The 13,083-nt window shown below is 41.0% G+C and carries 12 protein-coding genes; 7 read left to right on the top strand and 5 right to left on the bottom strand.

Translation table 11 applies throughout. From position 1 onward, the window contains the following. Window positions 1-2: 2 nt before the first annotated feature. Genes pfkA through AC6JA8_RS16705 form a run of 3 tightly spaced genes read right to left on the bottom strand, consistent with a single transcriptional unit; the run spans window position 3 to window position 3,278 of the window. Window positions 3-986, bottom strand: a complete 984-nt coding sequence (gene pfkA / locus AC6JA8_RS16715) for a 6-phosphofructokinase (protein ID WP_497974816.1) — start codon at window positions 984-986, stop codon at window positions 3-5. A gap of 11 nt (window positions 987-997) precedes the next feature. Beyond that, complete coding sequence (gene gpmI, locus AC6JA8_RS16710; RefSeq protein WP_497974815.1) at window positions 998-2,530, bottom strand: 2,3-bisphosphoglycerate-independent phosphoglycerate mutase; 1,533 nt, start codon at window positions 2,528-2,530, stop codon at window positions 998-1,000. Further along, a complete protein-coding gene (locus AC6JA8_RS16705) occupies window positions 2,505-3,278 on the bottom strand; it encodes a TrmH family RNA methyltransferase (protein WP_497974814.1) in 774 nt (257 codons plus the stop codon). Before AC6JA8_RS16705 ends, gpmI begins: the two co-directional genes overlap by 26 nt. A 166-nt stretch (window positions 3,279-3,444) precedes the next feature. Between AC6JA8_RS16705 and AC6JA8_RS16700 the strand changes: the two genes are divergently transcribed. Genes AC6JA8_RS16700 through AC6JA8_RS16690 form a run of 3 tightly spaced genes read left to right on the top strand, consistent with a single transcriptional unit; the run spans window position 3,445 to window position 5,460 of the window. Then, window positions 3,445-4,299, top strand: a complete 855-nt coding sequence (locus AC6JA8_RS16700; protein ID WP_497974813.1) for an SAM-dependent methyltransferase — start codon at window positions 3,445-3,447, stop codon at window positions 4,297-4,299. Next, window positions 4,296-4,565 carry a hypothetical protein gene (locus tag AC6JA8_RS16695; protein WP_491638018.1) on the top strand — a complete coding sequence of 90 codons (270 nt, stop codon included), beginning with the start codon at window positions 4,296-4,298 and terminating at the stop codon, window positions 4,563-4,565. The genes AC6JA8_RS16700 and AC6JA8_RS16695 overlap by 4 nt, the downstream gene beginning before the upstream one ends. Further along, window positions 4,549-5,460, top strand: coding sequence for a class I SAM-dependent methyltransferase (locus AC6JA8_RS16690; protein ID WP_497974812.1), 912 nt, complete (start codon window positions 4,549-4,551; stop codon window positions 5,458-5,460). Before AC6JA8_RS16695 ends, AC6JA8_RS16690 begins: the two co-directional genes overlap by 17 nt. Here AC6JA8_RS16690 and AC6JA8_RS16685 read toward each other — a convergent pair. Then, on the bottom strand, window positions 5,457-6,695 hold the full coding sequence (locus AC6JA8_RS16685; protein WP_497974811.1) for a hypothetical protein: 1,239 nt from the start codon (window positions 6,693-6,695) through the stop codon (window positions 5,457-5,459). The genes AC6JA8_RS16690 and AC6JA8_RS16685 overlap by 4 nt on opposite strands. Window positions 6,696-7,050: 355 nt before the next feature. On the opposite strand from AC6JA8_RS16685, the gene AC6JA8_RS16680 reads away from it, so the two are divergent. The 4 genes from AC6JA8_RS16680 to AC6JA8_RS16665 all read left to right on the top strand — a co-directional run bounded on the left by AC6JA8_RS16680 (window position 7,051) and on the right by AC6JA8_RS16665 (window position 11,638). Continuing rightward, window positions 7,051-7,626 carry a hypothetical protein gene (locus tag AC6JA8_RS16680; protein ID WP_497974810.1) on the top strand — a complete coding sequence of 192 codons (576 nt, stop codon included), beginning with the start codon at window positions 7,051-7,053 and terminating at the stop codon, window positions 7,624-7,626. Window positions 7,627-7,747: 121 nt separating this feature from the next. Further along, window positions 7,748-9,457, top strand: coding sequence for an acyl-CoA dehydrogenase family protein (locus AC6JA8_RS16675; protein ID WP_497974809.1), 1,710 nt, complete (start codon window positions 7,748-7,750; stop codon window positions 9,455-9,457). 52 nt (window positions 9,458-9,509) lie between these two features. Further along, window positions 9,510-10,337: a hypothetical protein gene (locus AC6JA8_RS16670; RefSeq protein WP_497974808.1), complete on the top strand. Its 828-nt coding sequence runs from the start codon at window positions 9,510-9,512 to the stop codon at window positions 10,335-10,337. 62 nt (window positions 10,338-10,399) lie between these two features. Beyond that, a complete protein-coding gene (locus AC6JA8_RS16665; RefSeq protein WP_497974807.1) occupies window positions 10,400-11,638 on the top strand; it encodes a formylglycine-generating enzyme family protein in 1,239 nt (412 codons plus the stop codon). A gap of 33 nt (window positions 11,639-11,671) precedes the next feature. Here AC6JA8_RS16665 and AC6JA8_RS16660 read toward each other — a convergent pair whose 3' ends face one another. Further along, window positions 11,672-13,081 (bottom strand): THUMP domain-containing class I SAM-dependent RNA methyltransferase, encoded by a 1,410-nt coding sequence (locus AC6JA8_RS16660; protein ID WP_497974806.1) that lies wholly within the window; start codon window positions 13,079-13,081, stop codon window positions 11,672-11,674. Window positions 13,082-13,083: the final 2 nt, after the last annotated feature.

The following is a 13,083-nucleotide window of genomic DNA, read 5'->3' as shown; positions in this document are numbered from 1 at the left end:
TCTTAAATCGACAGCGAAGTCAGTAACTCGACTTCGCTGACGTCAAACTCATTCTTCTTTCTTAGACAGTCACCTAGTGGAGCAAGTGAAACTTTACCGTGGATATAAACGGTCGCGCTGGCATTTTGCCCGCTAGTGATCGCCTTAACTGCTGAGTGCCCCATTTGCGAAGCAATCAAACGATCAGTTGGCGTCGGGTTTCCACCTCGCTGGATATGACCCAAGATACAGACGTGAGCGTCTACCTGGAATTGGTCTTTTAAATTTTTTTGAATAGTGTAGCCGATACCAGCTTCTTCTCCTTCAGCTGCGATAATGATCGATGATGTTTTTCCGCGTTTAATCCCGCGGTCGATATCACCGGCAATTTTTTGGTAATCAATGGTGGCCGTCGGAAGGACAACGTTTTCAGCACCAGTGCAAATCCCAACTTTAAGGGCGATGGCCGGAGACTTTCTTCCCATAACCTCAACGATAAAAGTGCGGGCGTGAGAGTTTGCTGTGTCTCTGATTTTATCCACGGCTTCAACAGCGTTTTGAACAGCAGTATCAAATCCGATTGTATAATCTGTTCCACTAATATCATTGTCGATTGTTCCCGGGATTCCTACAACCGCAATGCCGTGCTCTTGGTGAAGGGCCATAGCACCGTTAAATGATCCGTCTCCACCGATAACGATAAGAGCATCAATGTGACGTTTCTTTAAGATGTCTGCTGCTTTTTTTCTTCCTTCAGGAGTTCTGAATTCTTTTGAGCGCGATGTTTGAAGAATTGTTCCACCGTGCTGAAGAATGTTACCTACAGAAGAAACATTGAGTTCTCTGATATTGTTTTCAAGTAGACCTTCGTATCCTTTTTGAATACCGTACACGCCTAGGCTTTCACCAATTGCCGTTCTGACAACAGCTCTGATTGCGCAGTTCATGCCCGGGCTATCGCCACCACTGCAAAGAACACCGATATTTTTGATAGAAGTTTTACTCATAAAATTAATCCTTACTTAAAGACGCTCACGCCTTCAAAAAGCGGAGCTTGTGGGACACCCATAATATTTAAAACTGTTGGGGCCACGTTTCTTAAGGCCATTGGCCCTTCATTTAACTCTATTGTCTCATTTTTTAATTTAGGATCAACAACAATAAACGGCACCACGGCTTCTGTGTGAGAAGTGTGGACGTCGCCATTTTCATACATCATCTGATCCGAGTTTCCGTGGTCAGCTGTCACTAACATAGTGACACCTTCTTTCGCGCACGTTGCAGTTAATTTCCCCATTACCACATCCAGGGCCTCGATGGCCTTAATCGCGGCTTCAAAGTTACCAGTGTGCCCGACCATATCAGAGTTGGCGAAATTCACGACGTAGAAATCGTATGAGTGATCGCGAAGAGCTTCTTCCAATCTATCGCAAACAAGATAAGCGCTCATCTCAGGTTTTAAGTCATAAGTTGCTACATCTTTTGGAGATGAAATCAGAACCTGGTCTTCGCCTTTAAATGGATGTTTATCTCCACCGTTAAAGAAGAAAGTCACGTGAGCGTATTTTTCTGTTTCAGCGATTTTAAATTGTCTCTTTCCTAAACTTGAAAGGTACTCGCAAAGAGTCCCGCTTAGTTTTTCTTTATCAAAAAGAATAGGAAGGTTTACCCAGTCCTGCACGTATGGAGTCATACACAGGAAGTAGCCTGGGCGAACAGGAACAGAAAATTCTGTAAATTTTGGATCAGTCAGTGCCAGCGTGATTTGAATCGCGCGGTCTGGACGGAAGTTAAAAAATAAAACAGCATCGTCTTTTGTCATCGCCAGAGACTTGTCAAACATTACCGGATTGACGAATTCATCGTAGCGTCCTGCTGCGTATTCGCTTTGCAGGTATTCAAGAGGGGAGAAACTGGTGAAAAGATCTTTCCCCATAAAACATTTATAACAATGCTCAATTTTATTCCATCTGCGGTCGCGGTCCATCCCAATTGAGCGGCCTTGCATCGAAGCGAATTTTAGACCAGGGATATGCATTGCTTCTTCAACATACTTCACCCCGACATCGCGAGCAGTGTCGCGCCCATCAGTAAAAGCGTGCAGGCACATTTCAATTTTATGTTCGTGGAAAATTTTAGCGAGCTCTTTCAGGTGATTGATGTGTGAGTGAACGCCACCATCAGATAAAAGGCCCATCAAGTGAATGCGATTTGAGTGAGACTTAGCATACTTGATAATATTTTTGATTTCTTCCATATCTTTAAGCGAATCGTTTTCAATCGCCTCGTTGATACGAACAAGGTCCTGGCGAACTGAGCGACCTGCGCCCAGGTTCATGTGACCGACTTCAGAGTTACCGGCAACACCTTTAGGAAGCCCGACCAGAGTTCCGCCCGGCTCAATCGTCGTCATTGGGTAGTTGGCCATTAAGGCATCAATGTTTGGTTTCTTGGCGTGCTTGATAGCGTTTTTTAAATCCTTTGGATTGATTCCAAAACCATCGAGGATGCAAAGAAGAACGCGATTACTTAAACCGTGGATTGATTTCATTTGTTTTCACCTTTTGATAATAGTCAGAAAGTATGACTGCACTAGCGACGGAAACGTTTAAGCTTTCAACGTGGTCAGTGCCAGGGATTTTAATAGTTGTACCAACTGCAAGAAGGTCTTTACTTAAACCTTCTGCTTCTTCTCCAAAAACGATCACGACTTTCTTTTCCCATTTCACATCGTAAAGACTGGCCTTAGCGTGTGAAGAAGTTGTGATAATTTGGAATTTACTTTTTGCCAGAAGGGTCAGTGCCTTCTTAAAGTCTTTGGCCTCAAAAACATCGACGAATTCTGATCCACCTTCAGAAGTTCTGATGGCCGAAGCAGAGTCAGCAATTTTTTTATCAGGAACGATAATTCCTGTTGCTCCAAAATGAGCGGCATTTCTTAGGATGGCCCCGATGTTGTGTGGGTTGGATACGTTTTCCAAAGCGATGATAACAGCATTTTCCGGTTTTAATGAAAGATAGGCCTCAAGTGACTTTGATGGAGCCTCTTTAATCAACATGCAGATGTCTTCATGGTGAGTGGCCTTGGTCATTTTCTCGAGTTCTGCGCGCTCGACAATGTGATACGCTTTTTTGTTTTGAGCGCAGTATTTAGTGACGTGAGGAAACCTTTTCATCATTTCCTTAGTCAAAAATAGTTGAATAATATCCTGAGGACGTTTTTTGAAAACGGCCAGGCAGGCGTTTTCTCCGTAAATCCTCATTTCTTTTGTCATTAGTCCGTTGATTTTTTTGGCCATTTGCTCTTTTCTTTTTATCTATTTTGTTAGCTCTTTTGATTCCCAAGTTTACGCCCCTATGGTATCAATTTTAGTACGTATGGGTCAAAGCAATTTAGAACAGACAATCACCGGATATTTAGCCCCGGAGGGCTTCGAGACGGACTTAAAAACCGAACTCGGGCTAATGGGTATTGAAATCCTCTCGCAACATGGCAGATTAGTGCTTTGTAAGGGAGAGGCGCAAGATGTGGTCTTTGCTCAGGATACCTGGTTAAAGGTCGAAATCCTGCCATACACCTCAATTTCTCATGCCGCAGAACTTCTAAAGGCCCGCGCTCGCAGATGGAGCCACTTTTCACTCAACAATCACCGCAGAGCTGAATTAATCCTGGATAAAGTGCCTAAGGCAAAAATTAAACGCTACGATTTCCTGGAAGAAATCCCTAAGACTCCGATTGGTGTTTTCTCACTTCTTTCAGATGCAGAGATCATCATCTCTCCAGAGACGACATGTCCGCTTCCTTTTGGAGAAATCCATTTTAATGAAGATAAAGTGAATCCTCCTTCACGCGCTTATTTAAAGCTGTGGGAGCTCTTCACGCTGTACGGTTATAAACCAGATCCAGGAATGAAGACGATTGACGTTGGAAGCTGTCCTGGTGGATGGACCTGGGTACTGCAGACTGTGGGAACGAATGTCGTGAGTGTTGATAAAGCTCCTCTAGACCCGAAGATCGCAGCTCTTCCCAATATTGAATTTAAACAAGAAAGTGCTTTTGGTTTAAGACCACAGCACGTAGGAAAACTGGATTGGTTTTTCTCTGATATTATTTGTTACCCGGATAAACTTTTAGAACTGGTCAATCGCTGGCGTGAGTCGGGACTTGTCGATAACTTTGCGTGTACGATTAAGTTCCAACAACCGACGGACTTTGAGACGATGTTTAAGTTTAAAGCTATTCCAAATTCTCGCGTTGTTCATCTTTCATGTAATAAACACGAAGTGACGTGGATTCATACTAAGGAGCCCATTAAATGAAGAACTTTCACAAGAATCTAAACATTGCTTTTATCGGAGGCCTTGTTGGTCTTGCTGTCATGACATGGCTTGGGCCAAAAATGATTGGAGTGCTTTTAACTCCTCCAGTGAGTTTTGGCGTTAACTGTGAACCTGCCACTCAGTACTCTATGCAGAAACTTATCCTGGCCCAAATTATCGGGTTAGTGATTGGTGTGCTTTTAACTTTCTTTATCCGCTACAAACTTTTCGGCGGAAAAGCGCAGACGAATGCACCAACTGCTTAATGTGATCAAAGAGCACATTCCTCACAATGGGGAATGTGCCAGGCTTTTCCATGGAAGAGGAAAGAAATGGGAAGGCTATGAGCATCTTTCCATCGATTTTTTTCCACCGACGATTTTAATCACTACCTACAAAGAAATTGAATCCAATGAGAAATCGGCCTTGGTCGATCTTTTACTTTCTATTCCTGAACTTTCATTTGAGTCCATTGTTTTACAAAAGCGCCATTTGAAAAATGACAACGTAGAAGTTTTAAAAGGAGAAATGCCTGCTGAAGCTTTTGCAGTAGAAAAGGGAGAAAGGTACTCGCTCAATCTCAAAAACCCACAGAATACAGGTTTTTTCCTCGATATGGGCCAGGGAAGAGAATGGCTGAGACAACACTCGCAACACAAAAGAGTGCTCAATCTTTTTTCTTATACCTGCTCACTTTCTGTCGCTGCCTTTAAGGGCCATGCCCTGGCCGTGGCCAATGTAGACATGAGCCAGCCGGCGCTTAATGTCGGAGAGAAAAACCACCGCTTAAACGGCATTGAGATCAATGGCAGGAAGACTAAGTTTTTTCACTATGACATTATGAAATCGCTGGGAGTTATCTCTAAAAGAGGCCCTTACGATATTGTGATTATCGATCCACCAACCAATCAGGGGCTGAGTTTTAAAGTCGAAAGAGACTATCATAAAATTGTCCGCCGCCTGCCGGAAATGGCCAGCGAGGATGCTGTGATTATGGCCTGTTTGAATTCGCCATATTTAGGCAGTGATTTTCTTTTAAATGCTTTTAAAGAACACGCACCGGAATTCATTTTTCAAGAGAAAATGTACGCGAGCTTTAGCGACATGGAAGTTAATCCGGAAGAAGGATTAAAGATTCTCTTCTTTAAGCGTCAATCCTAATAATAAGTCCCAATAGTATCCCAGTTAGCATCTTCCGGAATGTCTTTAGACTTTAGTGTATCCAGAGATGTAACGATTCTATTGACATAATCAGCTTCAAAGAATTTCTCCAGAACATCCTGGGCCCTTTCTTTAACTTTTGGGTCAGCGATCTTGTTTTTTATTCCGCCGGCAATCGGGTAATCAAAATCGTCAGCAATTTGATAGTTAGGAGAAGGAAGTTTAATAAAAATTGAATAAGCTGAAAAACCATAGTGATGGTAGACCATACTTTGCTCAATCATCATTGCCAGGTCTTCTTGAGAAGTAGAGTATCCATAAAGGTTAGCAGCTACATCGTGCTTAAATTCATCAACAACTGTGTAGGCCTTAGTATTGATTTCTGTATCCGTGGCTTTTTCACCTTGATAAAGAATGGCCCCCATCTTTTGCAGAAGTTTTGATGTGAGAGGTGACTTAAGTTTTTGAGAAATAATCAGCTCGTGATCCCAACGGTCATTTGTCAGATCGTAATAGGATTGATTTTTATCAAAGCTTGCAGAGTTGTAGTAACTCTTTGGAAAGAAATCGTTGGCATGAGCAAGTTCATGATAAAGAAGCCTGGCGAGAACTGGTCCCAGTGTTTCTTCAGAACGATACTTGGCCGAGTTGTTTCTATAAAGAGACTTTCCATTTTTGTAGTAATCAGAGCTTTCAAGAAATTGCAGGCTAAGTCTGAACTCTTGGCGGTAGTCTTTTCTTTTGATTAAGGCCTTCTCTTCAGGAGTCTTCCAGAAATAAGAACTACTTAAATAAATGGCTCCACTTCCGTAGTGATAAAAGCTTGGAACAATTCTTTCTGAAATGACGATGGCGTTAACGGCTCCAAACATCTGCAATGATTCTTTCGGCATCTGATTAAGGATGTTGCGGAATGTTTGCAGGTAAGAGGCCTGTGAAGACATCGTTCTATTAAGGACATCGTTAACAGTGATCGTATCTTTTCCAACTCCTAATAAAGGAGAGAGTTCAACTTTACATGAATCTTTTGCTGAAACAACAAAAGCACACTTTTTAATGTTTTCAGCATTTAGCTGATTAGGATTATAAAGAGTGACCTCTTCAGGGTGTTGGAAGAACTCATCGTTAGCAGATAAGGCTTCGGTGTTGTGATCGGCCGGTATAGATGATTTTTTAGAGCATCCATAGAAGCTGATGAATCCTAAAAGAAGAAGTGGTAGTAATGATGTTTTCATGTGGCTTTAATTTGCAAAATAAACACCATGTTTATTGAATCATCAAAAGCATCCTTATATAGGTTAAAAAAATTAGCTTAAAAACTATTCAACCTTATGAAACCTCAGAAAAGACCCAAACCTTTGATTAAACACTACCCACTAAAATATAGACATTCTCCTCTGTAATCCCCTGAATAGTGTCTAAAAAATTGACTATTTTTTAGACAGGTGTTTGTAGAATGTTCACACAGCATACACCCCCCTGAGCTAACCCCTATAAATCCATAGAGCACTCTTTGGCATGACTGTTGCTCTAATATAAAGCAAACGGTTTCTAAGAAACTATACTCAATACGCCTTTAGGGAGGACGTTATGAAAAAATTATTATTATCTATGATCGTTTTGGCTTCTTTAGTTTCATGTGGAAAGGACAATAAGGTTTCGTCATCAACTTCATCGTTGAATTACTCGAACCCATACCTTTCAGGTAACACTCAAGCTAATGCGTATGCGCAAACATTGATTGCACAAATTAACAATCCATCTACAAATTTTGGTAATGGTGTGATTGGTGCGAACTCTGCTAACCAAACTTGTGATTCTAAATTATATGGGTTGATCTCTTGGTGTTACACTACTTACTCAAACTCATCTAATTCGCAAACATGGAATCAGTTGACAGCATCTAAACCTGGACTTGTGTATGTTTACAATTATTCACAACCAGTTGTTCATAGCTCAGTAGTTGTTGCGACTAAGCAATCAAGCTTAATTAGCTTATTGAATTCAGCAACAAACATTACGATGACTGCAGTGACTGGTGGTAATGTTTATTACATTCAAACATCTACTGGAGTATATGTTATTGACACAAGATATCCGATCCAGGCTAACCCATCTGCATACCAAACAACTTCAGGATCAGATTTCCTTATCAGAGCTTACTAGTATCAGACCAAATCACTACAAAATAAAAAATAGGGGACCCGAAAGGGTCCTCTCTTTTTTTTTATGCAGTTTGATTTATAATAAAAGGACTTCAAATTAATTAAATCAAGGATGGTTTAACGTGGCTCAGTTCAAAACAGATCTAAAAGATATTCACTTCAACCTTTTTAATATGCTTAAAATCCAAAACAACGGTGTTGGTGAAAACGACATGAAAGACATTATCAATGAATGCAACAAGTTCATTGAAAAAGAAGTCTACCCAAGTAGAACGATTGGGGACCACGAAGGGGTGAAACTTGCTAACGGAAAAGTAACAGCTCCACAATCTTTCAAAGAAGGGATGAAGAAATATTACGAAAACGGATGGCACGCAATTGGATACCCGGAAGAAATTGGTGGTATGCCAGTTCCTCACACTGTGTCTCTTGTTTGTCAGTCGATCATGAACGGAGCCAACGTTTCATTCTCTATGTACCCGGGGCTTTCTCGTGGGGCCATGGATGTAATCCTAAAAGTAGGAACTCAAGAACAAAAAGATACATACGTGCCAAACATGATCTCTGGATTATGGGGTGGGACAATGTGTTTAACTGAGCCGGGAGCGGGGAGTGATGTTGGTGCAGTTATCACGACGGCCACTCCAAATGGCAATGGCACTTATAAAATGAAAGGGATCAAAATTTTTATCTCTTCAGGGGATAATGATTTCTACGAAAACATCATCCATTTAGTTCTGGCAAAAACTCCAGGAGCTCCTGCTGGAACAAAAGGTCTTTCATTATTTATCGTTCCAAAAATTCGCCTTGATGGAACTCCAAACGATGTAGTGTGTACAAAAATTGAAGAGAAAATGGGAATTCACGGTCAAGCGACATGTGAAATGACTTTCGGAGCTCAAGGTAACTGTGAAGGTTACTTGATTGGAAAAGAGTTTGAAGGGATGGTCAACATGTTCATTCTAATGAACGAAGCCAGACTTCTATGTGGTGTTCAAGGTGAAGCACAAGCCAACCTGGTTTATATGCTAACTGAACAATACGCGCGTGAGAGATCGCAATTCGGAAAAGAGATTGTGAATCACCCGGATGTTAAAAGAACACTTTTAAAAATGAGATCAATGGCCCGCTCAATGAGAAGCTTGATTCTTTATACAGGGGATCAGTTCGACCGCGCTCACCACGGAGATAAAGCCGCTGAAGATGAAATCGCATTCTTAACTCCAATTTGTAAATCATACTGCTCAGATGAAGGTTTCCAGGTTGCTGTTGATGCTATCCAGACTCACGGTGGATATGGATTTTGTTCAGAGTACGGAATCGAGCAATTCGCCCGCGATCTAAAAATTGCTTCAATCTACGAAGGGACAAACGCTATTCAGGCGATGGACTTCGTGATGAGAAAAGTTTTAAAAGATAATGCTAAAACATTTATGGGAATCGGAGCAAAAATCCAGAAGACAATGGCGCGTCCTGAGGCCCAAGAGTTTGCTGATGAACTAGCGGCATTAGGAAAGAATCTGCAAAAGGCGCAAGAGATTCTGGCGCAGTTTGGAGCACTGGCAAAGGCCAATAAGTTCGACACTATTCTTTTCCATTCTATGAACTTCTTAAACTTCTCTGCGAACTTAATTGGTGCATGGTTGCTCCTTGAAGGTGCATGCGAAGCAGTGATTGCAGCAAAAACAGCTCAATCTCAAGAAGATAAAGACTATTACCAGAGCAAAAAAGTCGACTTTAGGTTTTATGTCCAGCAACAACTGGTTAAAAATGCGGGAATTGCGCAGTCAATCCTGAATTTTAAAGAGGACTTATCTCAATTGAATGTTTGATCCACTTAGTGTTACACTAGAGAGGATTATACTTTTAAAAATTGAGCGCTAAATGGACATTCAAAAACTAAGTGAAGAGATTAAACTCTTCTCGTCATCTACTCATGGTAGTAGTGACTATGACAGAGATGAATACTTTGTCATGAGCGAAGACCGCAAGGAATTCGCCCCTCTTAAATACATTCAAAAAAAATTGCCTGAATGCAAAGACATCCACTCGCTTCTGCGAGTGGGCTTTGTTTATGACTCTTACGAGCTATCAAGCAATGAACACTTCTCTATCTGGTACGAAAAGCAGTTCTCTAAAAAGCTCTTACGTAAAGATGCCAAGAAGATTTCCATCGTTTATGTTCCCAACAATAAAATGATTCTCGATCAAATCGGAATCGTTAACCGCGCTTATGAAGTGCTGGCAGCAGAACAAATTCTTCTTAATGGAAAAAATCTTCCAACTCAATTAGGTGAGTGGTACGCCAAGTGTATCTTCGGCCTAAAACAAGTGAAGTCGACATCGCAAAGAGGTTTTGACTTCGTGATGGAAGATGGAAAGAGAGTTGAAATCCAGGTTGAGTGGAGTGACGCTTCTTCACCAAAAGGTGTAAAAATCAAAAAAACTCTAGTAGAGCTTTCTGATTACTGCATCATCATTTACGTTGCTAAAAACTTTATGATCAGAGAAGTCTGCTTCCTTGATTCAGAATTTATCTCAAGAAAATTTTCAAATAAAGGACACACGATCTTCTTAAAAGACTCAGATGTGTCTTCGTATTTCTTCTCAAAGTCGTCAAAACACTTTGATAAGATCATTAACCCGATCACTTTTTTAAAGTATGCTTCGCCAAATCTGGCAATGAAGCTCTCTGAAAAACTGAGCGGTTAGACACGCATTTCACCAAAAGAAAATTCATTGTATTCATTTCGTAAATCATTTAGATTTAAGAAATGAATACAATAAAATATTGCCTTTTTTCATGTCTTTTTATCGCGACCTTTTTCTCTCAAATTGCAAAGTCAGATGAACTTTGTGCGCTTGAATTAAAAGGGAAGAATGCCAACCTCACCATGTGTGAGGGCAAAAAAGCACATTCAAAACTCAAATCAGTTTTGATCACTCAACTCTCTCATGCTCTTATATTGCCTTCAGAGTTTGAGGCGATCATCAAAAGAAATAATCCTATTTATAGACCAGACCATAAAGGTTACCGCATGGGACTTGCGGATCTTCAATGGTTAAATGCCAGAGAGGCCCTGGAGCGAGTCAGAATATTTGCTACTAATACCAATTTAACAGCAACTGATCTTAAAGCATGGAGTGAACAGCAAAAAGATTTCCAGGCAGGAATTGATGCTCGTAAAGATTTTCCAGTATGGAGAAAGAAATTCAACACTGCTGTCGAAAAACTAATTCAGGATTTTTCTAAAAAAGAAAATATCACTTTTACTAAAACTCAGATATCCGCCAACGCCATCTTGCGCGATATCTTATCGACTGAGTATTGGAGCGAAAAAAAACAATGGAAAGCCGAGTGGGTTAAAATCCCAAAAGGAAAAAACATTTTAGGGTCTAATAAACTTCAGCCTGGGTATTTCCCTGATGAAGCTGAATTTACCTATGAAAATAAGAGCGAATTTACACTACAAGCTTCTCCGGTCACTCAGATGCAATGGACTCAAATTATGGGCTCAAACCCTTCGCGTTTTAAGCAAAGGTTTTTTTGTCCGGAGAGCATTCAAATTTTTGGCTCAGTTGAGATGTGTCCGGATAATCCGGTGGAAAATATTTCGGCCAATGACGTTCAGGATTTTATCACGATTTTAGCTCTGACTTTTCCAGAGCTAAAAACAAGACTGCCTGATCAAAACGAGTGGGAGTTTGCGGCCAGAGGGCAAGCTCAAACAATTTTCTGGTTTGGATCAAACTTCGATGATGTGGCAAAAAATTGCTGGGAGGAAATCGGGGCAAAAGGGCAGACTCATCCGGTGAAATCAAAACCTCTCAATCCATTTGGCCTTTCGGATACATGTGGAAACGTGTGGCAGTTAACAAAAAATAAAAATGGGTATTCTCTTAAAGGTGGAAGTTGGACTGGTGGTCCGCGCATTCTAAGACCTGCGACGAAGACGGGGATTGCAGCGGATGGAAGATTTATTAATGTTGGGTTTCGTTTAATTAAAGAATAAAAAAAGGCCGCATTGAGCGGCCTTCCTATTTATCTAGTACAGTTCGTACTTTAGTAATCGACATTCAAGACTTCCATTATAAAACGTCTTTCTCTCAGACGTTCCCAGTGAAATCTCTTTTCTTAAAAGCGGATTTGATGTGAAAACGTAAGCTCTGAAACCTTTGAAGTTGTGCTTTAAGTTTTCACCATAAGACTTATAAAGTCCTTTTAGCTCATCTTCTTCACCCATACGCTCTCCGTAAGGAGGGTTACAGATGACGATTCCCGGAGGATCATCCATCGGAGTGATTTTGGTAGCGTCGCGCTTGTTAAGAGTGACGATTTGTTGGTCAATCATAGCGTTGTGAAGGTGGATGCGAGTTGTCTCCATCGCACGTTCTGAAATATCAAAACCAAAAAACTGTCTTGTTTGAAGTTCGTTTAAAGCAGCAAGAGAGTGGTTGTAAATCACTTGTGCTCTTTCATCAAAAAGGCGTTGTGCTTTTCTGTCCGCTTGAAACCATGGGTGCTTGATAAAATCAAAAACTGGCACGCGCTTTTCAATGTATTGTCTGATTTTTAAATAAGTCGGAGCTACTTTTGCTCTGATTAGAATCGCTTCAATTAGAAGTGTTCCTGTTCCACACATTGAATCAGTGAAGATATCTTTTTCTGGATCAAAGTCTGTCGACATGATGATTGAAGCCGCTAAGTTTTCTCTTAGTGGTGCTTTTAGTGACTCTTCTCTATAACCGCGGTTAGAGATCGGGTCACCACACATATCAACCAGGATTCGGGCGTTGAATTGAGGTGTTCCTGGTTTTCTTTCGACTCGTAAAAGGAAAGTGATGTCCGGTCTTCCCGTATCAACACTTGGTCTTTCGCCGTATTTCTCTCTGAAGTTATCAGCGATAGCGTCTTTTAGAAGCTGCGAGAAGATCATTGAGTTGTTGAAACTTTCTTTAGCGTCGCGATCAAAAAGGGTATTGATTTTAAAAGTTTGTTGAACGTTAAAAATCTTATCCCACCACTTCTCTTTTGCCAGAGAGTAGAGGTCTTTTTCAGTTGAGATTGTATAAACTTGAAGCTCTTTAAAAACTCTTGAAGCGACTCTTGAGTTTAAAAGAACATCTAGCGCTTGTTCAGTTTCTGCTTTAAAAGCAACTCCGCCTTTTTCCACTTCAATACGAGTGATGCCAAGGTCTTTGATTTCTTTTTCTAAAAGATGCTCAACTTCTCTCGGGCATGAAGCAAAGAATGTCGACTGGTCGAATTCTTTTGTTCCATCAGCGTTTACTTTTGCTCGTGGAGTGCTTTTAACATCGCTGAACTGTTTAGGTTCTCTGCGGTCTCTGCGATCACCACGGTTGTCACCGCGATCGCCACGATCATTGCGGTCACGACGGTAACCGTCGCTTTCGCGTTTTTTAAATCCATCTTTTTTTGGTGGAACTTTAGCCATGA

Source organism: Bacteriovorax sp. HI3 (assembly GCF_059738875.1).
The sequence above is the reverse complement of the archived record's forward strand: the minus strand, read 5'-3'. Positions and strand labels throughout refer to the sequence as shown.